This is a genomic window from Bacillus cereus group sp. RP43 (genome assembly GCF_040459645.1).
Taxonomy (GTDB): Bacteria; Bacillota; Bacilli; order Bacillales; family Bacillaceae_G; genus Bacillus_A; species Bacillus_A mycoides_C.
In genome coordinates this window covers 2,042,659-2,065,421 of sequence record NZ_JARVHQ010000001.1, presented here as the reverse complement: position 1 = coordinate 2,065,421, position 22,763 = coordinate 2,042,659, and the positions used below count along the sequence as shown (strand labels likewise).

Genomic DNA, 22,763 nt, shown 5'->3' with positions numbered 1-22,763 from the left:
ACAACTAAGGGTGCACAAAGGTTTTATATGAGGAGAAGCGATTGCTGAGTAAGTAGCTTAAATTTAACTTTTTGACCCCATAGTTATTGTTAGTTTCGTTGCAATAGGGTACTACTAATAATAAATCTTGTTTACATACGAACGTTAGATTGGGATATCTAAAACGACCTATGGAGGAACCACAATGACTACTCTTCGAAAAAAAATAATGGGACTAACATTAGCGGGAACGGTAGCACTAGGTTCATTAGCAGCAGGAAGCATAATGAACGATAACGAGGTAAAAGCTGAGGTGAAAAAAGTAGGAAAGCAACCTAAAAATGTAATTTTCATGGTTATAGATGGGACAAGCTCTTCTGCTACAACATTAGCCCGGTGGTACAAAGGTTCACCTCTTGCACTAGATCAAATTGTATCCGGAGGTGTTCGTACGTATTCGGCAGAATCCGCTATTACGGACTCTGCACCGGCAGCCACAGCTTTAGCGACTGGAAATAAATCTAATTCAGGCTACGTGGGCGTATTACCTTCTGTTGTGAATTCACCTGGCTTAGAACCAGTGAAAGAAGAATGCAAGTTTCGTCCAGTTGCCAACGTCTTAGAAGGCGCAGAACGTTCCGGCCGCGCGACAGGAATCATTGCTACATCAGAAATTCAACATGCTACTCCGGCTAGTTTCTCTGCCCACCATGCTAACCGTAAAAATTTCGAAGTACTTGGTGAACAGCAAATTTATCAAAATATAGAAGTTGTATTAGGTGGTGGAAAGGCAGCACTTCAGCCTACAACAAGCAATGGAACTCGTAAAGACAACGAAGATTTAGTAAAAGTAATTCAAGACAAAGGGTACGACTTTGTCGAAACAAAATATGCGTTATTAAACTCCAAAGCAAATAAAATCTGGGGTTCTTTCTCTAATACTGCCCTTGCGTTCGATATGGATCGTAGAATAACCAATCCTGAGCAGCCAACTCTTTCCCAGATGACGAGAAAAGCAATTCAAACATTATCAAAAAATAAAGATGGTTTCTTCTTATTCGTAGAAGGCAGTAAGGCAGATTGGGCAGCACATGCAAATGATCCAATCGGGATGATTAGCGATGTATTGGCGTTTGATGATGCGGTTACCGAAGCATTAGAATTTGCGAAGAAAGATGGTAACACTATGGTCATTGCTTTAGCAGATCATGGTAATAGCGGTATTTCCATTGGCAACAGCAATACCACAAAAAGCTATGATACTACACCAGTATCAGCTTACATAGGCCCACTGAAAAAGGCAAAAATGACACTTGAAGGTGCTACAAATAAACTAAAAGATGATTTATCTAATATAAAAGAAGTAGCTGCTCTTTACGGTTTAGACAACCTAACTAATGATGAAAGAGAAAAGTTAAAAGCCGCACAAAAGAAAACTGATGTAGGTCCAATCCTTACTAAATTATTGGCCAACCGTGCGAACATCGGTTTTACAACTGGTGGTCATACGGGTGAAGATGTATTCTTATACTCTTACGGTCCTCAAAAGCCATACGGTTTAGTCCAAAATACAGACATTGCGAAAATAATGGCCAAAGCAATGGGCTTTCAATTAGGAGAAATAACTAAGAAATTATTCTTAGATGCTGAAACAGCCTTTAAACAAATTGGTGCAACTGTAACGATTGACAAAAAAGATGCACGAAACCCGGTGCTTGTAGTAAAACGCAATAATACATCGGCAAAATTGTTTGTTAATAAAAACATTATCTATATCGGTGGAAAAGATTATGAATTAGGAAGTGTTGTTGTAGAAAGCAACGGGAAATTCTATGTACCTGAAAAAGCAATTCAACTATTCACTAAGTATTCTCGCTAAAATAAAAAAGAATCCAAAGGACCTGCTACATGCTCATTCGCTGTACAAACCCAATATCTTTAGCGATATGGGACAAAAAACATTGAATTTCCTGTGCAAATAATTGTAACTCGTTAAATTTAAAAAGAGACATAAAAAAACGCTATCCTTTCTATAGAAAGGATAGCGTTTTTTTTCGTTATACGGATACAAATTTATCTTATTAAATCCATTCAACAATAGTATCCATAGTTTGTCTTGTTTTATTAAATTTTGGTTCTCCTTTACGGTATCCGAATGCAACCATAACTGATACCTCAAGATTATCATCTTTTAAAATTCCTTCTTGACGAAGTAAAGAATCTACTTTTTCTTTATCGAACCCTTCCATTGGACAAGAATCAATACCGATTTGAGCTGCACTAGTCATCATATTAGCTAAAGCAATATAAGATTGCTTTGATGACCAATCAAATACAGCACGTTCGGAGTCTAACAATTTAAAATCCGATTCTTGGAATTTTTTGAAGAATTCATATCTCATCTGTTGAGCTTCTTCAGGCAATCCAATAATATCTTTCATCATGTGCTGAATATACTCTGCATCATAGTGCATATCTTTGATGTTTCTTGAAAGAACAATGACAAAATGACTTGCTGTTGAAAGCTGCCCACCTGCTCCCCATGAATATGGTAATAGTTTTTCTCTCAATTCTTTATTTTGTACCACAATAAATTTCCAAGGCTCATATCCAAAAGAAGAAGGAGATAATCTTCCTGTTTCTAAAATAAACTCAAAATCATCTTCTGAAATTTTCTTCATAGGGTCAAACTCTTTACACGCATGTCTAAAGTTAAAAGCTTCCATAATTTTTTGTTTTGTGTTAGTCATAAAAAATCCTCTTTTCATTAATTTATTATTCAACTAAATTATATTTTTTAAGTATCAACATTACAAGTACGCACATTTATGTGCTATAGTATCAAAAAAGATACTATTGTTAAGGGAGAGTATTTTTATGATTAGTTCAAAAGAAGATGATATAAATTATCCATTTTTAAATAAATATTCTTGTCCCGTAGAAGCTATCGTCGAGGTTATTGGTGGGAAATGGAAAGGGGTTATTCTTTATCATTTGTTAGATGGTAAAAAACGATTTAATGAATTAAAAAGATTAAAACCTAATATCACCCAGAGAATGTTAACACTTCAACTTAGAGAACTTGAAGCAGATGGCATCGTACATCGGGAGGTATATCGTGAAGTGCCCCCTAAAGTAGAATATTCGTTAACTGAACTTGGCGAGTCATTACGTCCAATTATCCTTTTAATGATGGAATGGGCGACTAATAATATGGAGCAGGTTTTGGAGAGTAGAAATAACACTAAATAATATTTAAAACCTGTACTTAACCATTACAAACAACTCAAAAAAGATTGCCTCTTAGTATACAGGCAATCTTTTTTTGAGTAAAAGGATTATTTTATTAAGTTTCTATGCAAAAATTCTATATTACCTTTTGTCAATATGTTTGGTTATCTGTAAATTATTGATTACTTTTATAAAACATAACATTTATTTATTAATTTATTCATCTTAATTGGTTATTATTTATTTGATATTAGTTCTCAATTAAAAAAACATAAGGAGTGTTTATCTTGAAAAAATTCTTAGTTATCCCTGTAATTGCTGTTTCTCTTATCGGCTTAGGTCAAACTTCAACATTCGCGGCAACTGAAGAAACAAATGTAAGTCCTAAAATTACTGAGTCTAACAAAACGCAACTTCCGCCAATTCAATATGCTTTAGAAGCTAATGAAGAATATGCTTTTTATGGTTCAGGAATTTTCAAGTTTTATCATGAGGGCGGAAAGGATCTAAGAGTTTTCATAAAAAATATTGGTGATGAAACTTTCAGTTATGATTTATACAATTCTAAAGGTGGATGGTTATCAAACGGAAAGTTAAAGCCTGGACAACAAACTATTAATGAATTTAGCATTGAGTGGTCTGATTGGCTTCCTGATGGTAGATACCAGATTGTATTTAAAAATAACAGTGGTGCATTTTCTAAAGTCAAAATTGCAGCAAGAGCAATAGACGAAAAAGAATAAATAGTACTTTTGGAATGATATTACAGATTTGAGCAGTTAGCTTTTGCTAGCTGCTCTTTTATTCCAGTTTCGATAAGAGAGTGCACCTTTATAAAAGTGGAAATCAACTTTTGGCAACACCACTCTGATTCTTATAATCAACACCGATCCACACACCTTCACCATTCCATAAGTCATGACCCAAGCGTATTTCCTTAAATTCTTTTAAATGCGGTAATAAAAACTTTTCTAAATAATCCTCGTATGTATCCTGATATTCAGGAAAATACTCAGATAAGTATTCTTTTTTATAAAACTCATAAAATTCTTTTCCCTCTACCTCTAAAAAGAATTGAAATTCAATATGCTCTTCACCAACTGGTGGAAATTTCACGTATATATCTTCGAACATCTTTATATCCCCCTAATTCATCAAAGTTCTTATTATACTTGCTTTACTTTAGTTTCTCAGTTCACTACAAAATGAAATTTTTGTAGAAAACAATGAACTTTAAAAACTACTAAATTGCAAATATAAATGCAAGAGAGTGTTTTATATGACTTCCTATCAAAGAATATCTTTAATAGCTAGCATTCTTTTTTATCATTGTGATGTTCCTTCCAAATGAATTCTTTATTTCTTAACAACCAACGAGAATGTACAACAAACTAAAAAGGCCTACTCACACGAGTAGGCTTTTGAAACTAAGAAAGTTTCGTTAATAACTGATTTAAATCTTTTTTCGTTTTCGTCGTTAATGACTTCATTTTATTAACATCTATCTTTTCTTTTTCCGCTCTTATAATTAATGGATACAAACTTTGTTCAATTGTTTTGTATTCAGTTGGATGTGATGCCTCTATATCTTTTTCAATTACATCCCACTTCTCATTAATTTGTTTTCCAAGTTTATTTACTGTTTCTAATTTAGGATTTGCAGCTAATTGCTTGTCTAAGCTGTCAACTAACGCAACAACTTCTTTTACACTTGTTTTCACAGCAACACTTTTCTTCGGATCTTTCGTTGTTTTTCCGTTATTATTTGTACTTGTGCTTTGATCTGTTGTTTTCCCGCTAGTAGTTTGATCATTTGTTTTTCCTGTCGTCTCTTTTTCTTTTGTTTTCACATTCTCGTTTTGAGTTGACGTTTTGCCGTTACTTTCTGTTCCTGACGATTCCTTTGTATTTTTTGCATCCTTATCTGTTTTTTCGTTTGAAGAAGTATTTGTGTCTTTTTCAGTATCTTTCGTTGTTTTTGACGCTTCATCTGCACTTGTCGTTTTTGATTGCTCTTCATTCTGTGTAGTTGCTTGATCCTTCTTAGCTTCATCTTTATCTGTGAAGGTACTACAAGCTGCCATTGTAAGCATTGTACCAATTGCTACTGATGCGATAGCGACCTTTTTCATTTTCATATAAATCCCCCTATGTTTATATAATTTATCCTCCCCTTTACGATTCGATTTCCCCTTAAAAAATCCCTTTTCATACGAATCACCATCTTTCCGACAGTAATCTTCATAATAATACGTACAAAAAACGATAAATTTATTTTAATATTCGAGTTTCTTCTACTTTATTTTTCTCCTCTGTAGCAAAAGAAAAAGAGTATATTGTCACTTGAAGATTTACAATCTACAAATGACAACATACTCTCCTATCAATTTTTTATCTTTCTTGACATTTTATTTAAACAAAAAAACAAAATAATTCCTAATTTTTTTGTTTCTCAACACCTGTTAACATAATATTTTTATGAATAACCACCGTTTGAATGAATGACTTGCCCAGTAACCCACTTCGCCTCTTCACTTACTAAAAAAGCAATTAAACGTGCAGCATCCACCGATTCTCCGACTCTACCTTGCGGGAATTTCCATACTAAATGATGCTGTAATTCCTCTGTAATCCATCCTGTATTCGTCGGTCCTGGATCAACAGCATTGACTGTAATCCCCTTCTCCATAGCAACTGGTGCAACTGACTTTGTAAATGCTTCTATTGCTCCCTTTGTTGCTGCATATGCCAGTTCATCTGGCATTGGTCCCAATGACTGCCCAGAAGTAAGATTGATAATACTTCCACTCATTTTAAGTGAAAAATGTTTCATAAATAATGAACTTAATAACATAGGAGCACGAACATTGACCGTATAATGTTTATCTAACTGTTCTACATCTAACTCTTCAATTTTCGTATGAGTAGAATACGCCGCATTATTAATAAGAATAGATGGCTCACCTAAACGTTCTGATACCATATACAATACACGATTAGGCGAATAAGACTGCGATAAGTTGATTTCTGCCATTTCACATCGAACGCCGTAACTTTCAATTTCCTTTTTCAACAAAAAGGGTTCTTGATCATTCATTCCCCACGGCATTGCTTTATCATACCGAGGCCAGTACGTGAAAAAGACGTCTATCCCCTTTTGAGCAAGCACCTTGCATACAGCTGCACCAATTCCATTCAGACGAGTTGCCCCTGTTACAATTGCTATTTTCTTCACCTTTTCTCCTCCATCTATACGTAGATCCTCTGCACGAATACAGAGGATCTACCTTCTTATTGAATATTTGACAATATACGCTCTGCACCTAATTTTAAAATTTTAATAAAGATATAATTTACAATCGTAAACATTACAAATAAAACAATAAACATAATCCATAGTCCTACTTGAAGGAAGAAGTATAATACACTTACTCCCGCTACAATAATTAAAGCTATTAAAATATTAGCTAAAAAATTCCACAAAGTTGTGTATCGGCTCTTAAATAATTTTTGTTCTGTATCCCAATGTATATCTGCAGTTTGTGCATCCCAGCGCGTACCAATTAAATTAATTAACAATAACCCGTTCGCACTTAGCAAGAACCAAAGTATCATAAAGACTGGAGAAATACCTGCTACAACTGCCATCGTAATACCGAATACTGCTAAAATGACCACATTAATTAACCAAGCAGTTATTGCTTTCGCAAAAAAGATGTCCGAAGCCTTTACTGGTAAATAACGATTCACAAACCATGAGCTTCCATCTCGTGAAAATGACGTCGTTGCAATGACGTTACTCCCCATTAAGAATAAGGATGCACAAAGGCCAACACCAATTGCGAAACCTGCTGATTCTGGATTATCAATATATTCCGTAATCCATTTTAAATTTCCATCTTGTACAAATAAAACAAAGAACAGCATAATTGGCATAACGAAAGTTTGCACAATACAATTTAAGAAAAATTGTGGCGTGCGGAATAACGTTTTAAATTCTTTTTTCACATATGCTTTTAAATGAGAACTTTGTACCGTTGATTTCTGTAAACCTTCTGCTGACATTACCTCTTTCTTTGCTGTACTCGTTGAAAGCCCAATAACCCCTTTCAAATACGTACGCCCTGCAATGTAATAAAACAGCCCGAAAAACGCGATAGAAATAAGCATGTAAATAAGAACGTATAATAGGCCTTTCCACGATGCACTTTCTACTAATCCCATCGCTCCAAAATATGTAGTTGGAAAATAATTTGTCATTTGTATGAAAAGTGAGGATTCATTATTTGCAAGATAATTCGCAACCGAATCTCCAGCTCCAGATACTGCACTTTTATTTCTCCATTGCATAAATACATTAATTCCTACGATAAATAGTATACTTACAATTCCAATGAATATATTTCCTCGATCTTTATTTTTCGCTATATTCGTATACCTCATAATAATTGTCATAATTAACGAAGCTAAAACTAGCGGAATGATCGGGAAGAATAAGTAAATGACAATCATATAAATGTAATATGTAATGAAAGCACCACTCTTTAAACCGTAAGTAATAAAGATAGGCAATAAAATAAACGAGCTCATTACGTATTGTGTAATTAACACTGTAAAGAACTTTGCAGAAATAATTTGCGCTGGTTTTAACGGTAACGGTAGTAACATTTCAACATCATTACTATAGTAAAACACTGTTAAAATGTTCATAATACTCATCAAAAATACCCATATACTAGCAACTGCTAATCCCATCGCAATAACAATTCCTGGATTCTGTCCGAGGTGTATCATTCCTTCATATACTCCATGAGTCATCGAACCGAATATTAAAAATCCTACAAATAAAATGGCTGCAAATGAAAATAAATACGCCCATCGCTTCTTCTTATCTGTTATAAAATCCGCATAATTTAATTTCAATAATACCTTTGTTAACGTCCAAATTTTACTCATTGCCCGTCATCTCCAAGAACATTTTTTCAAGTGATTCATTGGATTTAAAATGATCTCTCATTTCATTTAAATTTCCTTTAAACTGCAAATTCCCCTTATTAATAATAGCGACGCGGTCACATATTTTTTCCGCCACTTCTAATACGTGTGTAGAGAAAAATACAATCTTCCCTTTATCTGCATGTTCTCTCATCATTTCTTTTAAAATATAGGCAGATTTCGGATCAAGCCCCGTTAATGGCTCATCTAAAATCCACACATCCGGTTCGTGTAAAAGCACACCGATAATAACAATCTTTTGTCTCATACCGTGTGAATAACTTTGAATTTGATCTGATAAAGCATTATAAAGATCAAATTTCTTCGCTAAAGACTCTATTCGTTCTTGTCTTACTTCCTTTGGTACTTCATACATATCAGCCATAAAGTTTAAATATTCGATCCCTTTTAATCGTAAAAACATATCCGGGCTATCTGGAACATAGCCAAATGTTTTCTTCGCTTCCATCGGATTTTTCATAATATCTTTACCATTGATTGTAATGGTCCCTTTGTCCACCCCATGAATACCAGTAATCATCTTAATTGTCGTTGATTTACCTGCACCATTCGGTCCTAAAAACCCAAAGATTTCTCCGCTAGGTACAGATAAACTTAAATCTTTTACTGCGTAGTTAGATCCATTATAACTTTTTGACACATTCACAATTTCAATCATTACATCCAATCCTTTCCTTAATTACCAAATAACTATATTGATATTATAGCATACTTCTATTTTAAGATTTTTACATTTTTCAGTTTATTTAACCTTTAAAATAAATGTACACCCCTAATCCAATAATTAAAACAACGGCTAGTATAATATAAATCATCGTAAGTCGTTTAATATTTCCTTTTGTCGCTTTACTATAATTCGCATCACCATTTCGCCCAATTAACACCGTTCCAATTACAGTAATAACTACAAGTACTATAACAATCATTATCCCAGTTAACATTTCTTCCTCCCCCTCCTTACAACCATTTTACGATATTTCCCTTTTTATTTTACAGAATATTTAACCTTTTTTACTATTATTATGAAATAAATCGCAAAACTATTATTACTATGAATTTCCATATGTGATATATTTATAACATATAGTGATTTATTTATAACATCTAAAGGAGAATCTATCGTGAAAACGACTTGGATTAAATATTTAGGATTTCTCGGTTTCTTTGGGTTTCTCGGATTTTTTTATGAAAAAGGCTTGTTTACTATGTTCTGTTTCTTCTCCTTTTTCACGACATATAGAAAAGTTCATCACGATGAGCTTTTCGAACAAATCGTCAATAAATCTTGCCGTAATGCTTTTATCGTTACTTTACTTACTACCGCCATCATTATGTTTATTGAAATGCTATTTCCAAACCCGACCTTACAAGAAATTGATATTGCTATTATTTTCAGCACACTCATTCTTACGTTTGGTTTCTCTATGTTCTTTTACGATAAACCAGTTGATGAAATGGAAGATGCACCATGGCGTTCGTAACGAAGATAAAAGAATACCGTGCCAGAGTGCATATGACGCAGGAAGATTTAGCGAAAAAGGTTGGTGTACGTCGTGAAACGATTAGCCACCTCGAAAAAGGAAAATATAATCCTTCCTTACAACTTGCTCATGATATAGCGAGGGCACTTCATAGTACGATTGATGAGGTTTTTATTTTTGAGGATTAATTAAGGACACAAAATCACCAGAATCACATAAAAAATACCGGCATTCTTCCCATGAAGAATACCGGTACTTCTCATTTATCTCGCTATTTGCAGGCAGTAAGACTCCCACTGATTAAAGTTTCACTTTATCACCCATACAAAACTGCATGGAATACGCCTAATAGTAAGTATTGATCTTGTATATGATTATCATCATATACATTCATCTCAATGTGATACATATCTTCCTCAAAACGAATATTCCAATCTGCGATTACATAACCTTTTCTTAATAACTTTCCAAGCCCAAGTGAAGTTTTGTGAACAACATATTCTTCTCTCTTAAATGTAAAGGTAAATAAGAAATTTGCATCCAATAGCTTTCCGTCACATACAATTATTTCATGCTCTACTTCATCATTATCGATGTACGTTACTAAAATCTTTCTTTGACGCCGCCTACTTATATCCTTTGCAATGACGCGAATATTGTCCTTACTATCCTTTATTTCGTAATTGATATTACTACCAACTTTCGGAATGAAGTCTAGCACTTTCATCAACGTATTTTTATAATAACCCCGTACTCCGCCTACTTGTTTGCTTCCATTGTAAATCTCTATCGGCGTCATGTCCGCTTTACTTTCACACAGTCGTTTGTAAGAAAGCTGCATAATTCGCTCTCCTCTTAAGTACTGATCAAACGTCACAGGATATTCTATCACGCGCAGTTCCTTATTTAGCTCATACAAATAGCGTTGAGCGCTCTCTACTAATGTTGTAGTAGATACACACTCCTGAAGTTCAAATTGTTGCCAACTGGAAGAAACTCTCCACTGATCGTCCTCTTCATAGAAGAATCCGAGAATTACCTCATCACGGTCAGCCGTTTCATAATTCATATGTACGTTCTGCCCGTGTTGAACTTGTTCCATCCACTGTCCTAAATAAATGCCGAGCTCTGCGACCTTCATGCATGACTTCTGAAAAAGTACTCTGTCACCCACACAAATCGTTAAATCCCCTTCGATAAAGCCATTTGCATAAGCAACATACCGTGGCTCATCCTTCTGCGGAATAGCCTTGTCTAACTCAAATAAAAACGTTAACATCCTTCACTCACCTCTAGTTGTTACACAGCTCATACCTAACATCGCATCACTCTGAGAAACTATGTATATACACATATTTAATTAACGCCTTATAACACGTGAATGACATTAGTATAGTAGCGCTATTTTTTCTTCGCGAACTCCCTCAAAACAATATACTCTCAATATATCGACCACAACTCAAGATATATCAGCGATTTCCCTAATATATCGACCATAACTCAAATTATATCAGCGATTTCCCTAATATATCGACCATAACTCAAATTATATCAGCGATTTCCCTAATATATCGACCATAACTCAAATTATATCAGCGATTTTTTCAATATATCGATTTACCGGCACCAATCGACAATGTGGAAATCTTATGAGAAGGAAACTACTTTTCCTTCTACAATTTCCATAATACGAAGCAGACTCTCCACTTCATAAGTCGGCTTAACGCCTGTCGTATTTTCTTTCAAACTCGGGTTATACCAACACGTATCAATACCGTAATCTTCTCCGCCTTTCATATCAGAAGTTAAGGAATCTCCAACCATGAGTACGCTTGATTTATCCGTAATCCCAAGCTTTTCAAATGCATAATCAAAAATCTCACGTGCTGGTTTCTGATGACCCACTTCTTCAGAAATAACAATATGCTCAAAGAAGTTACATAAAGGCGAGTTTCCAATTCTCGATTGTTGTACCTTAGTGTATCCATTCGTAATTATACCTAACTTGCAATCTTGAAGACCCTCACATAATTGCACTGCACCTTCTATAAGATGTACTTCTTTCCCTAAGTTTTCAAGGTATACGTCACTAAATTGCTGCGCGTCTACTTCTATATTATGAAGAGCAAATAATTGTCTAAATCGATCTACCGCTAATTCACTTAGCGTAATCATTTTATTCTCTAAATCTCTCCATAATCCATTACTAATCTCTTTATAACTTGCAAGATAATCATTATACCCTGTAGGCATGCCAAATTGTACAAACGCGTTATGCAATGCGTTTCTTTCCGTTTCAGGGAAATCTAATAATGTATCGTCTACGTCAAATAGTATTACTTTGTATTTCATGATGTTCTCCTCAATTCCTATTTTCTCATAGCTTAATTATAGCAACAATAAGAAAAGGAGGCTAATCTAATCAGCCTCCCATCTTCTTATTTATCTTCTAGCAATAACTCTTTCATTTCCTCTAACGACTCTTTCGTAAAGCCTAGAGCTTTTTCAGCATACGCTTCAACTGATCCGTACTGCTTTTTAACTTCATCAATCGCAGCTTGTAAATATTCAGCGCGTGCTTCAAACATTGCACCTAATATTGCTCTACTTTCATCGTTTTGTAGTTTTGCACCTAAAAAGGCCATCATTTTTCCATTTAACTTTTCACGGAAACCGTTACTTAATAAGTAGTCTTCCATTACTGTTTTTTCCGGTACACCTAGTAAAAGTAATAATAACGCTGATCCAAATCCTGTACGGTCTTTTCCAGCTGTACAGTGGTTTACTAACGGTAAGTTTTCCGGGTTTTGCGCTAGGTTTAAGAAGCTCACGAATGCTTCATTACCACTTACGAAATCTTGATTCATTTTCACAAGATACTCGCCTGGTTTCCCTAACATAGAAAGGTCACCAACTTGGAAAAACTCATTTATATTTAAATCTTTCGCTAAGTCTTGCATAACTGGTAAACACACTTGACGAGCACCTGTAATGCTTGGATTCGGCTTATGCTTTACTTCAAAATCTGTACGGTAATCACAAATTAACTTTAAGCCCGACTTCTGTAAATACTCGATATCCCATTCTGTTAATCCTGCTAATTCTTCAGAACGATACAATTTACCCCATTTTACTTTACGGCCTTCTGTCGTTTCATACCCTCCCATATCACGGAAGTTAAACGCTCCTTGTAGTGGCAATCTACGCTCAGCTACTGTTACGGCTTGTCCATTACTTCCTACTAGTTTAAAATATGGGCGTTCATTTTCACTCGGGTTTTCAATAGTGCATGATGATTCCCCATTTACTGTTACAAGTAATTCTCCATTTTCTTCAATATGATCTGGTGAAGTACTCCAATAAATGCGAACTTCTTCTATATTATTTTCCCACTCTATATGTAACATGTTATCTTCATTTCGTTCTACAGTTGCTTGTAACCAATTTCTTTGTTGCTTCATACTTTCACCAACGCTTTCTTTGTATAGTCTAATCCTTCTCTATTGTATTATAGGAAAGCTTACTTTGTCGTTTCGATTTTTCTTTTTATCTTACAAACATGTAAAAAGTTCTTTTACTTGTTCAAAATTTGTACATGGATTCCCGCTAAATGAGTTCGAGAGAGTACGTCATTCATCCTCCTAAACCCTTTTCACATATCGCTCACTACAACTCAGCAGCTGACATCCATTCTTTTCAAAAACATCCTTCATCCACTCATTTTGTACATTTGCCTCACCAATATAATAAGTAGCTCCTATTTCCTTTAAGACAAACATTGCACCTGTAAAGAATGCTGCTTCGTACCCTTTATTTCGCATATTTGGAACCATTGCGAAATACATAAGTTTCCCTTCTTCTAACGTACTTCTTTCAATATATGGGATTACAGTTCCTATCAGCTCTTCATTTGCAACCGCTGTTAAACAATGTTCTTTCCATTGCTCACCAATTTCTTGTTCCATCATATTTACAAATTGATCGTAAGTGACTTTTTCTTCCGTCATTTCGATCCAAAGAGAATAAAAAGTATCTTCTCCTACTTCTTCAATAAGCTTAAAATCAATTTCACTTTCTACATCTTCCACTTCATATATATCCTTAAACACAATCATGTTTTCAGTAACATATTCAAATGAATACATTTCAAAACATTTTTTATACAGATCATAATTTGGACTTTTTGAAGAAATCTCAAAATGTAAGTTTTCTAATCCCTCTTTTTCAGCCTCAGCAACGCAATATTTCATTATCTCTTCTAATTGCTCTTCTGTAAAAACCTCTGCATTATTTTCTTTTATCATGATAGAAGAAGCACTTCTTCTTATTTTAAAATGTTTTTTTAACTGTTCTATTGTCGTCATATTCTTCCCTCATCTATGTCATACTCGAATTTCTAATGGTTCTCCTTGCATGAGCAGGATTGTCCTTGAATATATAGAATACTAGAAAAGATCGCATCTTTAAAGTGCGGAGGAGGTTCTCCATTGGATATTACAGCATTGCAACAACAGTTAGAGCTTATACAACAAAATGACTATACGCAACTGCAACATATAGATATAAATGAGTTAACTTTGAATATGCTACAGTTTATCGGAACGACTGATAGTTACGTTCGTTACCAACTTGTATATAAATGTTTTGCGCATTTCATTCATCATGAATTCCTTATGGACGATCAACTGAAATTACTGTTGCAAACTTGTTTAAGTGATGAATATTTATATTGTGACATTTACTCCCCACATACAGATGGGGTTTTCACACGTTCTTACACTGTTTCTTTAATTGCGTTAATACTCCAATTCGCGAACTCTCACTACTTTTTTACAGAAGAGGATATCGAGGAGATAAAAAATAAACTCATTACATATACAAACTTAGAAATGGACTTTCGAGGATATATTGAAAATAAAGGATGGGCTCATTCTATCGCCCACGTATCTGATGCTTTTACTGAAATTGTTCATAATTCACATACGACTTTTAAATGGTATGAAGAGCTCATTCATTGTTTATTAAATAAAATCTTCATTCCATCTGATATTTTTCATAATAACGAAGATGAGCGTATTGTTACGCCATTAATATCCATGCTGTATCATGACTTCCCGCAAGATGAGTTAATTTCAATTATTTATAAAAAAATAAAAAGGCTTCCTCAAATTAGAAAACGCCTTTCGCTTAATGAGTATTGTATTTTATGTGCCAACATTAAAACCTTTTTACGCACATTATTCTTTAGAACAAAAGATGATCATAACTTAGCCTATACAGCACGTAAAACAGAAAAAATGTTAAAAGAACTTCCAAACTATTATTAAATACAAGGAGAAAAATTATGGGTTATATTGAAGACGTAAGAAATCTAGTAGGAAATCATCCACTTATATTAATAGGCTCACACACCATTATATTAAATGAGAAAAATGAAGTATTACTGCAGCTCCGGACAGACTTTAACCGCTGGGGTATTATTGGTGGCGCCTTAGAATATAACGAAACGTTAGAAGATGCTTTAAAACGAGAAGTATTTGAAGAAACTGGGCTTATCATCAAAAATCCAGAACTGTTCCGTACATACTCAGGACCAGATTTTTTTCAAATCTATCCAAACGGCGATCAAGTACACGGTGTACTCGTTGTTTATATTTGCCGAGAATTCCACGGTGAGCTTATATGTGATCAAGCTGAGTCAAAAGAATTACGCTTCTTTCCGCTTGATAGGTTGCCTATTACTCTTCATCCAGTCATTGAGCGAATTATTAGGGAGTTTCAGCACTCCAATTAAAAAACATTACATAATAAGTTCCTTATATTTTATATAGAAATACAACAGCCTCATTTCTCGTCATTACAACGTGAAATGAGGTTGTTATCGTTCACCGTAAATCCCTATTTCCCCAAAAAATAATTAGATGATTTAACGTTCTCTTTCTACAGCTTTATATCCCTTTACAAATAAAATAGTTATATAAGAAATAATGAATGAAAAAATAGTATACATGCCCACCCAAAAGAAAAATGATGGATCGTACAATGTAATATTTAACATAAGAACAATAAGAAATGTTACAATTGGCATCACGTAAAATGTACCTACTTTATATGTCACAGCTATTGAAAAAATACAAATAAGCAATGGATATATACAGAAAATAAAAATTGACTCAATCAATGTTATGTCCCCCTTTCTGAAGAAATAATAGCTTTCTCGTAAACATTTTGGGGAACAACAAAGTTTTATATTTTTATTAGTTATTAGTAAATAAAATGTTAGATTGTTATCTCAATCTGATTTCCTTCAGGATCACTTACTACACTCTCATAATAACCATCTCCTGTAGTGCGTGGACCGTTTAACAGAGGGTATCCAGCTTCTCTTAACCTATCCGTTAATTGGTCCACTTTTTCTTTGCTACCTACAGAAAAAGCCATATGCGCATATCCTACTGTTTGTTTTTTTATTGCATCGTCTATCCCTACCTGTCTCATAAGTTCTAGACGCGCACCACCTTCAAAAGTTATGAAATAGGATTCAAACTGCTTTTTCGGATTGTGATATAAGCTATTTTCTTCACCACCAAAGTACTGTTTATAGAAATCACGCATAACTTCTAAATCATTCACCCAAATTGCTACATGTTCAATTTTCATAATCGACACCTTTTCTTTTATGTTATACAATCAACAATTTGATATTTAATTTTCTTTGCTTGTTCTTGTAATCATAAGATCAAGTCCAAGGCTTTTTAATCCATATAAATAATCTTCTTTCCAATCGCTCACTGTTATTTTCGGAATATGTTCCGCCGGAATGTACTGCGGACAACTTTTTACAATTTGATCTATTACAAATTGATTCACTTCATCATCACAGAAAATAAACGCATGTGGATTAATAATAGCTATAAATGTAGAAATCAATCGGGTAATAGCATCTATATTATATTCCTCTGGATTATTCGAATCTCTCACTTCATCTCCACTTCTCAAAGCTTGTAAGAAATTTTTATTATCATACTGCGGAACAAAAGATATCTCTCCTGAGAAAAATGTACTTCCTCGCACTACATCCCCATTTATCATAATACCCGCACCTGGACCATTTTGACCTGAATACAAATATACAAGAGAGGAATTGTCATGGTTTCCAGTGTTTTTATAATAACCAAGCACTGCGGCATTCATATCGTTTTCTATTACTACAGGTATAGAGAACAGATCCTCTAAATGACTTTTCAAATTAAAATTTTGGAACTTTTCATAACCAGGTATATAAAAAATACGACCATTATCTACCGAACCGGGCACACCAATTGATATAGAGCTTATTTTTGGGAATGTAGCTATAAGACCTTCAATATGTTTAGATAATAGGTCTACGCCAGTATCAATTAATACACTTGAAGTACTTCCTTGTTCTTTTACTTCCCCTAAACAGTTAAAAATTGTATAGTTTGTTTCATTTTTTTCTAAAAATATCGCTAAACCTAACATATATTCCGGATTATAAGCATATCGTTTCGCTCTTCTTCCACCACTTGAATCATCTAGACCGACTAAAGTGACTTCACCGTCTTGTTTCATATTTTCTATAAATTTACTTATCGTTGGAAAACTGATTTCTAATGTATTACTAAGTTCAACTTTCGTTGCACTACCTCGCTCTAGAAGAGCTGTACGAATGCCGCGAAGGATCGTCTCTTTAATCGATTTTTGAGTAACAAATTGTTCACTCAAATCGCTCACCACCTTAATCAACATACTTATTAAACACTTTTAATAAGTTGCGTTGACAATATATCATACATCATTTTCTAAAGCAATAGAGATGATATATTTCCGCCCGATGCACTCCTTGTTTAGATCGATTTATTCTCTCTCGTAACAGACGATATAATTCCAGATAAGAGAACAAATAATAAAACAGCTAGCAAGGCATTGCGTATTCCGAATGATTCCCCTAGTATACCTAAAAATGGTGGTCCGACTAAAAACGCTGTATAACCAATTATTGAACCGACAGATAAACCGAACAAAATCCAGTCCATTTCTGCATTTGAAACTGCTAAAATATCTCGAGCCGCTGCTGTTCTAGAAATCCATGTAGCAAACGCGGCTCCTGGCAAAGCAAATAAGAGAAATAGAGCGTTTCGAGAGGCAAGTAATGTCTTTGTACAATTGTCCGTACTTTCTTTCTTCATATGAAACACCTTTCACATTGTCTATACGATACGACACCAGTTTATTCATGCACTGGTGAAAAACGATTTCTATAAGTCTATCGTTTTAATAACTTTGGCTGGGTTACCACCAACAACTACATTATTAGGTACATCTTTTGTCACAACTGCCCCTGAAGCAATTACAGCATTGTTTCCAATTGAAATACCAGGGTTAATAATGGCTCCCCCGCCAACCCAAACATTGTTACCAATCTTTACAGGTTTCCCATATTCTTTGCCAGAATTCCGCTCTACCGGATGCAAAGGATGAGTGGCAGTATAAATATGGACACCAGGTGCAAACATACAATTATCACCGATTCGAACTTCACAAACGTCTAAAATAACACAATTAAAATTTGCGAAAAAACTCTTTCCAATATGGATATTGTAGCCGTAATCACAACGAAAATCAGGATTAATTTGGGCTTTCCCGTCAGCTGAAGAACCTAAAAGCTGATTTAACAAAGTAAAGCGGCTTTCATCACCAGTCTCCATCGCCTCGTTATAAAGGCGTGTTAAACGTTTTGCCTCCGCCCTATCAGCCACTAATTCTTCATCATCCGCAATATACATTTCTCCTGCCAACATCTTTTCTTTCTCTGTTCTCATACAATCATCTCCTTCGTTATAGAATGAATCCCACTTATTAAACACCTTTAATAAGTCACTTTAATTATACTTATTAAACATATTTAATAAGTAACCCTATATTAGCATACTTTTTAACATATGCAATTAATAAATTCAATAAGAAAATGCGAATCCCTCATTTTACATGCAGATACAACGAATAAATAATTAAGATTCACATAGAAAAAACAAGGGAACGCTTAACGTTCCCTCTCAAATCCAATCCGTTTTTTAATTTCCGCTAAATTTACCTTCGCGATAGTCCGTGCCCTCTCAGCACCTCTTTCTAACGCTTCATATAACAAATGAGGCTCATTCATATACGTTGTGTATTTTTCCCGAGGACTTGCTAATTCACGGTCAACAACTCGGAATAATTCTTTTTTTACATCACCCCATCCGATTCCAGTCTCATACTTTTCACGCATCGACTGAATTTCATCTTCTTTCGCAAATTCTTTATATATTGTAAATAACGTTTCTAGTTTTTTCGGTTCATTTGGAAGTGAAGAATCTGTTTTTATTTTAAATATTAACTTTCGTAGTTTTTCTTGCTCTGCAAATAATGGGATAACATTCCCATAACTTTTACTCATCTTTCTTCCGTCAAGACCAGGTAATATTGCTCCTTCTTCTTGTATGACATACTCTGGAAGCGTAAATGTCATGCCAAATGTATGATTAAAATACGTCGCAATATCACGCGCAATTTCAATATGCTGAATTTGGTCTTTCCCGACTGGTACATGAGTAGCTTGAAATAGTAATATATCAGCCGCCATTAAAATCGGATACGTATATAATCCCATATTAACTCCTGTATCTACCTCTAAACCCGCTTCTTTATTTTGCTCTACCTTCGCCTTATACGCATGAGCACGGTTCATAAGTCCTTTCGGAGTTAGGCAAGCTAATATCCAAGCTAATTCTAGAATCTCTGGTACTTCTGTTTGTCGATAAAAAATAACATCTTCTCCAAGTCCTAGTGATAACCACGTAGCTGCTACCTCTTTCGTATAACTACTAAACTTCTCTGGATCATGCACAGCATTTAATGCATGATAGTCAGCTATAAAATACAATGCTTTTCCTTCATTATTCTTTGACATTTGTAATGCAGGTTTAATTGCGCCAATATAATTTCCTAAATGCGGATAACCTGTCGGCTTAATTCCTGTTAACATTATTTTTTCACTCACACTAACTCCTCCTTCCTCAAAATAAAAATAAAAAGAGCCCCTCATCCTACAAAAAGGACGAGAGACTCCCGCGGTACCACCTTAATTAGCTATCATTATAGCTCACTTCAACTTCTTAACGTGAAGTAACCGTCTTCGCCTACTCACTTCAGCGAGAAGCTCCAGAGTCCATTCCACATTCATCCCTTACTGATTCCCACCACATATCAGCTCTCTGAAAAGTTTTGAATATGTACTCTTCTCTTTCATTGCTTTTTCGTTATTTTTTACAGTTTATCACATTTTCCCTTCTCATAAAACTGAATTTTCCGTTTTTTATATTTGGAATTTTAACAATACCCATTACCAATTTATTCCCTACCATATATAATCAATATATACAGAATTTCTTTACAATACAAAAACGGGGTGAAGTTATGGGTTGGTTTACTAAAAAAATCGATAAGTTTAAGAGAAATATTCAGACTAACGATGATACTTTAGGGGTAATTATACATTTCACACCTATTGCTATATATTTATACACCTGCGATGAGTATATAGAAACATTTGACGGTGCGCTCACTTTTGAGACTGAAAACGGAAATCAAGTAGAAATCGGGGGTACTTTCATTTCTCTTGAAGTTGAGGCGAATTTTCGCATGGACGATATAATATTTGATTACAAACTAAAAGAAAGCAATCTACCTATTGTTGAATTAAAAGCCTACGCATGAGACTAATTTGTTTACTATAAACTAAACAAGAGTAATAGATTCCTCCTCCCCCAAAGTCCTTATCGCTACCAAAACTGGAGATAAAAGAATCTTCTCGAAATGATAATACTATATCTTTTGTTTAAAAGGATTGATGATAACAAACTCTAACATGAACAGATTGCCCAGTTTATCAATTCATTGTATAAATTATTAAATTCTTATTCGAAGATTGAAAGTCCTTTTATCTATATCCTATACATATGAAGTTCACATAACCCCACTTATCAGTAGTTAGTCTGCCTAATTTCAAATGAGAATAAGCTCCTTTATTTTCTTTAAGCATAGCATGTAAAAGAGTATGAAATATTTATAAAAAGTAGGTGGAAACATGACATTAGATTCTCACCGTATTATAGGTTTTCCTGGAATGGGTATGGGTGGCTTCCCTGGAACAGGTATGGGTGGTTTCCCTGGAATGGGTATGGGCGGTTTCCCTGGAACAGGTATGGGCGGTTTCCCTGGAACAGGTATGGGCGGTTTCCCTGGAATGGGTATGGGTGGTTTTCCTGGAACAGGTATGGGTGGTTTCCCTGGAATGGGTATGGGCGGTTTCCCTGGAATGGGTATGGGCGGTTTCCCTGGAACAGGTATGGGTGGTTTCCCTGGAATGGGTATGGGCGGTTTCCCTGGAACAGGTATGGGTGGTTTCCCTGGAATGGGTATGGGCGGTTTCCCTGGAACAGGTATGGGTGGTTTCCCTGGAATGGGTATGGGCGGTTTCCCTGGAACAGGTATGGGTGGTTTCCCTGGAATGGGTATGGGTGGTTTCCCTGGAACAGGTATGGGCGGTTTCCCTAGAATGGATATACCAGTTATCTATAACCTTGATTTTTAATAGGGATACCGCTACATTGCTATCAAACTTTGAAAATACATTTTAATATCTATATACCAAAAACCTAAACATACTTCTTATTAAATGCAGCAAATGAAATTACATTTTTCGATATAAAAAAACAATTGATGCCCATCATAAAGTAAAAAACCCTTCTCTAGACGCTATATTAGAAGCTGATTAATGGGCATACCAATATGCAAATCAATTATTAATAAAGAAGAGCTAAAACAGTTTTATCTGTTTTAGCTCTTCTTTACGTATTCAACTTAACAAATCTATAACTATGCGTAACTAACACTTTTAATATCGCATATCCTGGAATTGCTAAAATAACCCCCATAATTCCAAATAAATTTCCGGCAGTTAAAATAATAAAAATGATAGTAATTGGATGAATGTCTAGCTTTTTCCCCATTACTTGTGGTGAAATAAATTTCCCCTCTGCTAATTGTACAACCATCATGACAATAATTACTTTTAAAATCATTGCTGGCGAATCAATAAAAGCGATAATTAACGCTGGCGTTATAGCGATAATTGGTCCTACATATGGAACAACGTTTACAATCATCGCCAAAATAGCAAGTAATACAGCGTATTTAATGCCGATTATTAGATAACCAATGAATAGCATAATACCGATAAATAAACTAACGATAATCTGTCCCCTAATATACGAACTAATCGCATAATGCATATCATCTAGTATTCTCTTCGCAGCTGGTTGTCTTTGCTCAGATATAAACTTTAAAAAATGATTCGGTAATTGCTCACCATCTTTTAAAAGATAGAACAATATAAATGGAACCATTACAAATGTTAAAACAACTTCAGTAAGTGTACTTAAAAATCCAGTTACATTTCCTGTTACTGATGATAATGATTTTGTAAAATTCATTGTAGAATCTTTTACGATATTAGCAACATCAATATTTAAACTTTCCTGCATTCTACCAATTACATTACTTTCTCCAAATTTACGTGCTGCCCTTTCGATTTCATGTCCGAAATATGGCAAGTTATCTATTAAAGCATTTACTTGATCTTTAATAATTGGAATAACCGTGACCGCAAGAAAAACAAATAATCCAAGAACAATTATATATATCGAGGCAATTGACACAATTCTCGACACACCTTTTCTTTCTAAAAGAGAAACAAATGGATGCAATATATAAAATAGTACTCCTGCTAATAATACTGGGAAAAAGATTGTTTTTAAAAATACGACGAACGGTGTAAAGACGAATGATATTTTTGTAAGTAATAATATATTTACAAACAGCAACGCGAATCCAAGTAGTACAGCTAAATAATTTTGTTCTTTAAAAAACTTTTTCAACTTATCTCTTTTTCTTATATTTACTTTCTCCAAGTGTACCACCTCTCTAATTAGG

General features: G+C 34.5%; 26 protein-coding genes, 2 pseudogenes and 1 other annotated feature. Of the genes and pseudogenes, 10 read left to right on the top strand and 18 right to left on the bottom strand.

What is annotated here, in order from left to right; translation table 11 throughout:
• The first annotated feature begins 184 nt into the window (after window positions 1-184).
• Window positions 185-1,858, top strand: coding sequence for an alkaline phosphatase (locus QCI75_RS10855; protein ID WP_353760434.1), 1,674 nt, complete (start codon window positions 185-187; stop codon window positions 1,856-1,858).
• A gap of 202 nt (window positions 1,859-2,060) precedes the next feature.
• On the opposite strand, the gene QCI75_RS10850 is transcribed toward QCI75_RS10855, so the two are convergent.
• The gene (locus QCI75_RS10850; protein WP_425290586.1) at window positions 2,061-2,747 is read right to left on the bottom strand and encodes an NAD(P)H-dependent oxidoreductase; all 687 of its coding nucleotides are present in this window, start codon (window positions 2,745-2,747) and stop codon (window positions 2,061-2,063) included.
• Between the two features lie 109 nt (window positions 2,748-2,856).
• On the opposite strand from QCI75_RS10850, the gene QCI75_RS10845 reads away from it, so the two are divergent.
• Together QCI75_RS10845 and QCI75_RS10840 are read left to right on the top strand one after the other, a co-directional pair.
• Window positions 2,857-3,231 carry a winged helix-turn-helix transcriptional regulator gene (locus tag QCI75_RS10845; protein ID WP_000625800.1) on the top strand — a complete coding sequence of 125 codons (375 nt, stop codon included), beginning with the start codon at window positions 2,857-2,859 and terminating at the stop codon, window positions 3,229-3,231.
• A gap of 266 nt (window positions 3,232-3,497) precedes the next feature.
• On the top strand, window positions 3,498-3,953 hold the full coding sequence (locus QCI75_RS10840) for a hypothetical protein (RefSeq protein ID WP_144506626.1): 456 nt from the start codon (window positions 3,498-3,500) through the stop codon (window positions 3,951-3,953).
• 103 nt (window positions 3,954-4,056) lie between these two features.
• On the opposite strand, the gene QCI75_RS10835 is transcribed toward QCI75_RS10840, so the two are convergent.
• The 6 genes from QCI75_RS10835 to QCI75_RS10810 form a co-directional block, all read right to left on the bottom strand.
• Window positions 4,057-4,344, bottom strand: coding sequence for a hypothetical protein (locus QCI75_RS10835; protein ID WP_353760433.1), 288 nt, complete (start codon window positions 4,342-4,344; stop codon window positions 4,057-4,059).
• 293 nt (window positions 4,345-4,637) lie between these two features.
• Entirely contained in the window at window positions 4,638-5,348 is a 711-nt protein-coding gene (locus QCI75_RS10830; protein WP_144506627.1) for a hypothetical protein, read from the bottom strand.
• A 338-nt stretch (window positions 5,349-5,686) separates the two neighbouring features.
• Window positions 5,687-6,445, bottom strand: coding sequence for an SDR family oxidoreductase (locus tag QCI75_RS10825; protein WP_144506628.1), 759 nt, complete (start codon window positions 6,443-6,445; stop codon window positions 5,687-5,689).
• Between the two features lie 56 nt (window positions 6,446-6,501).
• Window positions 6,502-8,166, bottom strand: coding sequence for a putative ABC transporter permease subunit (locus QCI75_RS10820; protein WP_144506629.1), 1,665 nt, complete (start codon window positions 8,164-8,166; stop codon window positions 6,502-6,504).
• A complete protein-coding gene (locus tag QCI75_RS10815) occupies window positions 8,159-8,884 on the bottom strand; it encodes an ABC transporter ATP-binding protein (protein ID WP_144506630.1) in 726 nt (241 codons plus the stop codon). The genes QCI75_RS10820 and QCI75_RS10815 overlap by 8 nt, the downstream gene beginning before the upstream one ends.
• An 88-nt stretch (window positions 8,885-8,972) precedes the next feature.
• Complete coding sequence (locus QCI75_RS10810; protein WP_144506631.1) at window positions 8,973-9,167, bottom strand: hypothetical protein; 195 nt, start codon at window positions 9,165-9,167, stop codon at window positions 8,973-8,975.
• A 180-nt stretch (window positions 9,168-9,347) separates the two neighbouring features.
• Between QCI75_RS10810 and QCI75_RS10805 the strand changes: the two genes are divergently transcribed.
• Window positions 9,348-9,707, top strand: coding sequence for a DUF3796 domain-containing protein (locus QCI75_RS10805; protein WP_144506632.1), 360 nt, complete (start codon window positions 9,348-9,350; stop codon window positions 9,705-9,707).
• Complete coding sequence (locus tag QCI75_RS10800; protein ID WP_144506633.1) at window positions 9,695-9,895, top strand: helix-turn-helix transcriptional regulator; 201 nt, start codon at window positions 9,695-9,697, stop codon at window positions 9,893-9,895. Before QCI75_RS10805 ends, QCI75_RS10800 begins: the two co-directional genes overlap by 13 nt.
• A gap of 128 nt (window positions 9,896-10,023) precedes the next feature.
• On the opposite strand, the gene QCI75_RS10795 is transcribed toward QCI75_RS10800, so the two are convergent.
• The 4 genes from QCI75_RS10795 to QCI75_RS10780 all read right to left on the bottom strand — a co-directional run bounded on the left by QCI75_RS10795 (window position 10,024) and on the right by QCI75_RS10780 (window position 14,071).
• Entirely contained in the window at window positions 10,024-10,986 is a 963-nt protein-coding gene (locus QCI75_RS10795) for a tubby C-terminal domain-like protein (protein WP_353760432.1), read from the bottom strand.
• 368 nt (window positions 10,987-11,354) lie between these two features.
• Window positions 11,355-12,059, bottom strand: a complete 705-nt coding sequence (locus tag QCI75_RS10790) for a YjjG family noncanonical pyrimidine nucleotidase (protein ID WP_353760431.1) — start codon at window positions 12,057-12,059, stop codon at window positions 11,355-11,357.
• 86 nt (window positions 12,060-12,145) lie between these two features.
• A complete protein-coding gene (locus QCI75_RS10785) occupies window positions 12,146-13,168 on the bottom strand; it encodes a tyrosine-protein phosphatase (RefSeq protein WP_144506636.1) in 1,023 nt (340 codons plus the stop codon).
• Between the two features lie 180 nt (window positions 13,169-13,348).
• Complete coding sequence (locus tag QCI75_RS10780; protein WP_144506637.1) at window positions 13,349-14,071, bottom strand: GNAT family N-acetyltransferase; 723 nt, start codon at window positions 14,069-14,071, stop codon at window positions 13,349-13,351.
• 123 nt (window positions 14,072-14,194) lie between these two features.
• Between QCI75_RS10780 and QCI75_RS10775 the strand changes: the two genes are divergently transcribed.
• Window positions 14,195-15,034, top strand: coding sequence for a DUF2785 domain-containing protein (locus QCI75_RS10775; RefSeq protein WP_144506638.1), 840 nt, complete (start codon window positions 14,195-14,197; stop codon window positions 15,032-15,034).
• A gap of 17 nt (window positions 15,035-15,051) precedes the next feature.
• Window positions 15,052-15,501 carry an NUDIX hydrolase gene (locus QCI75_RS10770; RefSeq protein ID WP_353760430.1) on the top strand — a complete coding sequence of 150 codons (450 nt, stop codon included), beginning with the start codon at window positions 15,052-15,054 and terminating at the stop codon, window positions 15,499-15,501.
• A gap of 132 nt (window positions 15,502-15,633) precedes the next feature.
• Here the strand turns inward: QCI75_RS10770 and QCI75_RS10765 are convergent, their stop codons facing one another.
• The 6 genes and pseudogenes from QCI75_RS10765 to QCI75_RS10740 all read right to left on the bottom strand — a co-directional run bounded on the left by QCI75_RS10765 (window position 15,634) and on the right by QCI75_RS10740 (window position 19,815).
• A complete protein-coding gene (locus tag QCI75_RS10765) occupies window positions 15,634-15,888 on the bottom strand; it encodes a YbeF family protein (protein WP_144506640.1) in 255 nt (84 codons plus the stop codon).
• Window positions 15,889-15,986: 98 nt separating this feature from the next.
• Entirely contained in the window at window positions 15,987-16,367 is a 381-nt protein-coding gene (locus tag QCI75_RS10760; protein ID WP_144506641.1) for a VOC family protein, read from the bottom strand.
• Between the two features lie 45 nt (window positions 16,368-16,412).
• Window positions 16,413-17,453: an ROK family transcriptional regulator gene (locus QCI75_RS10755; protein ID WP_353760429.1), complete on the bottom strand. Its 1,041-nt coding sequence runs from the start codon at window positions 17,451-17,453 to the stop codon at window positions 16,413-16,415.
• A gap of 266 nt (window positions 17,454-17,719) precedes the next feature.
• Window positions 17,720-17,917: pseudogene (locus tag QCI75_RS10750) on the bottom strand (hypothetical protein); the annotation flags it as partial.
• 69 nt (window positions 17,918-17,986) lie between these two features.
• Window positions 17,987-18,550, bottom strand: coding sequence for a maltose O-acetyltransferase (locus QCI75_RS10745; protein ID WP_144506643.1), 564 nt, complete (start codon window positions 18,548-18,550; stop codon window positions 17,987-17,989).
• 221 nt (window positions 18,551-18,771) lie between these two features.
• On the bottom strand, window positions 18,772-19,815 hold the full coding sequence (locus QCI75_RS10740) for a tryptophan--tRNA ligase (protein ID WP_144506644.1): 1,044 nt from the start codon (window positions 19,813-19,815) through the stop codon (window positions 18,772-18,774).
• Window positions 19,816-19,820: 5 nt separating this feature from the next.
• Window positions 19,821-20,028 (bottom strand) — a binding site (T-box leader).
• Between the two features lie 158 nt (window positions 20,029-20,186).
• Between QCI75_RS10740 and QCI75_RS10735 the strand changes: the two genes are divergently transcribed.
• From QCI75_RS10735 to QCI75_RS10725, 3 genes and pseudogenes are all read left to right on the top strand, one after another.
• Window positions 20,187-20,486 (top strand): hypothetical protein, encoded by a 300-nt coding sequence (locus tag QCI75_RS10735; protein WP_144506645.1) that lies wholly within the window; start codon window positions 20,187-20,189, stop codon window positions 20,484-20,486.
• A 370-nt stretch (window positions 20,487-20,856) separates the two neighbouring features.
• A complete protein-coding gene (locus QCI75_RS10730) occupies window positions 20,857-21,363 on the top strand; it encodes a hypothetical protein (RefSeq protein WP_353760428.1) in 507 nt (168 codons plus the stop codon).
• A 92-nt stretch (window positions 21,364-21,455) separates the two neighbouring features.
• Window positions 21,456-21,547, top strand: a pseudogene (locus tag QCI75_RS10725) (1-deoxy-D-xylulose 5-phosphate reductoisomerase); the annotation flags it as partial.
• Between the two features lie 72 nt (window positions 21,548-21,619).
• Here QCI75_RS10725 and QCI75_RS10720 read toward each other — a convergent pair.
• Window positions 21,620-22,741 (bottom strand): AI-2E family transporter, encoded by a 1,122-nt coding sequence (locus QCI75_RS10720; protein WP_142344718.1) that lies wholly within the window; start codon window positions 22,739-22,741, stop codon window positions 21,620-21,622.
• Window positions 22,742-22,763: the final 22 nt, after the last annotated feature.

What these genes read in the sequence shown, in the direction of transcription:
- QCI75_RS10820 (WP_144506629.1), bottom strand. Translation starts at nt 8,166, where the DNA reads ATGAGTAAAATTTGGACGTTAACAAAGGTATTATTGAAATTAAATTAT.
- QCI75_RS10810 (WP_144506631.1), bottom strand. Translation starts at nt 9,167, where the DNA reads ATGTTAACTGGGATAATGATTGTTATAGTACTTGTAGTTATTACTGTA.
- QCI75_RS10770 (WP_353760430.1), top strand. Translation starts at nt 15,052, where the DNA reads ATGGGTTATATTGAAGACGTAAGAAATCTAGTAGGAAATCATCCACTT.
- QCI75_RS10815 (WP_144506630.1), bottom strand. Translation starts at nt 8,884, where the DNA reads ATGATTGAAATTGTGAATGTGTCAAAAAGTTATAATGGATCTAACTAC.
- QCI75_RS10830 (WP_144506627.1), bottom strand. Translation starts at nt 5,348, where the DNA reads ATGAAAATGAAAAAGGTCGCTATCGCATCAGTAGCAATTGGTACAATG.
- QCI75_RS10760 (WP_144506641.1), bottom strand. Translation starts at nt 16,367, where the DNA reads ATGAAAATTGAACATGTAGCAATTTGGGTGAATGATTTAGAAGTTATG.
- QCI75_RS10850 (WP_425290586.1), bottom strand. Translation starts at nt 2,747, where the DNA reads ATGAAAAGAGGATTTTTTATGACTAACACAAAACAAAAAATTATGGAA.
- QCI75_RS10735 (WP_144506645.1), top strand. Translation starts at nt 20,187, where the DNA reads ATGGGTTGGTTTACTAAAAAAATCGATAAGTTTAAGAGAAATATTCAG.
- QCI75_RS10845 (WP_000625800.1), top strand. Translation starts at nt 2,857, where the DNA reads ATGATTAGTTCAAAAGAAGATGATATAAATTATCCATTTTTAAATAAA.
- QCI75_RS10740 (WP_144506644.1), bottom strand. Translation starts at nt 19,815, where the DNA reads ATGAGGGGCTCTTTTTATTTTTATTTTGAGGAAGGAGGAGTTAGTGTG.
- QCI75_RS10730 (WP_353760428.1), top strand. Translation starts at nt 20,857, where the DNA reads ATGACATTAGATTCTCACCGTATTATAGGTTTTCCTGGAATGGGTATG.
- QCI75_RS10855 (WP_353760434.1), top strand. Translation starts at nt 185, where the DNA reads ATGACTACTCTTCGAAAAAAAATAATGGGACTAACATTAGCGGGAACG.
- QCI75_RS10785 (WP_144506636.1), bottom strand. Translation starts at nt 13,168, where the DNA reads ATGAAGCAACAAAGAAATTGGTTACAAGCAACTGTAGAACGAAATGAA.
- QCI75_RS10790 (WP_353760431.1), bottom strand. Translation starts at nt 12,059, where the DNA reads ATGAAATACAAAGTAATACTATTTGACGTAGACGATACATTATTAGAT.
- QCI75_RS10780 (WP_144506637.1), bottom strand. Translation starts at nt 14,071, where the DNA reads ATGACGACAATAGAACAGTTAAAAAAACATTTTAAAATAAGAAGAAGT.
- QCI75_RS10745 (WP_144506643.1), bottom strand. Translation starts at nt 18,550, where the DNA reads ATGAGAACAGAGAAAGAAAAGATGTTGGCAGGAGAAATGTATATTGCG.
- QCI75_RS10835 (WP_353760433.1), bottom strand. Translation starts at nt 4,344, where the DNA reads ATGTTCGAAGATATATACGTGAAATTTCCACCAGTTGGTGAAGAGCAT.
- QCI75_RS10800 (WP_144506633.1), top strand. Translation starts at nt 9,695, where the DNA reads ATGGCGTTCGTAACGAAGATAAAAGAATACCGTGCCAGAGTGCATATG.
- QCI75_RS10795 (WP_353760432.1), bottom strand. Translation starts at nt 10,986, where the DNA reads ATGTTAACGTTTTTATTTGAGTTAGACAAGGCTATTCCGCAGAAGGAT.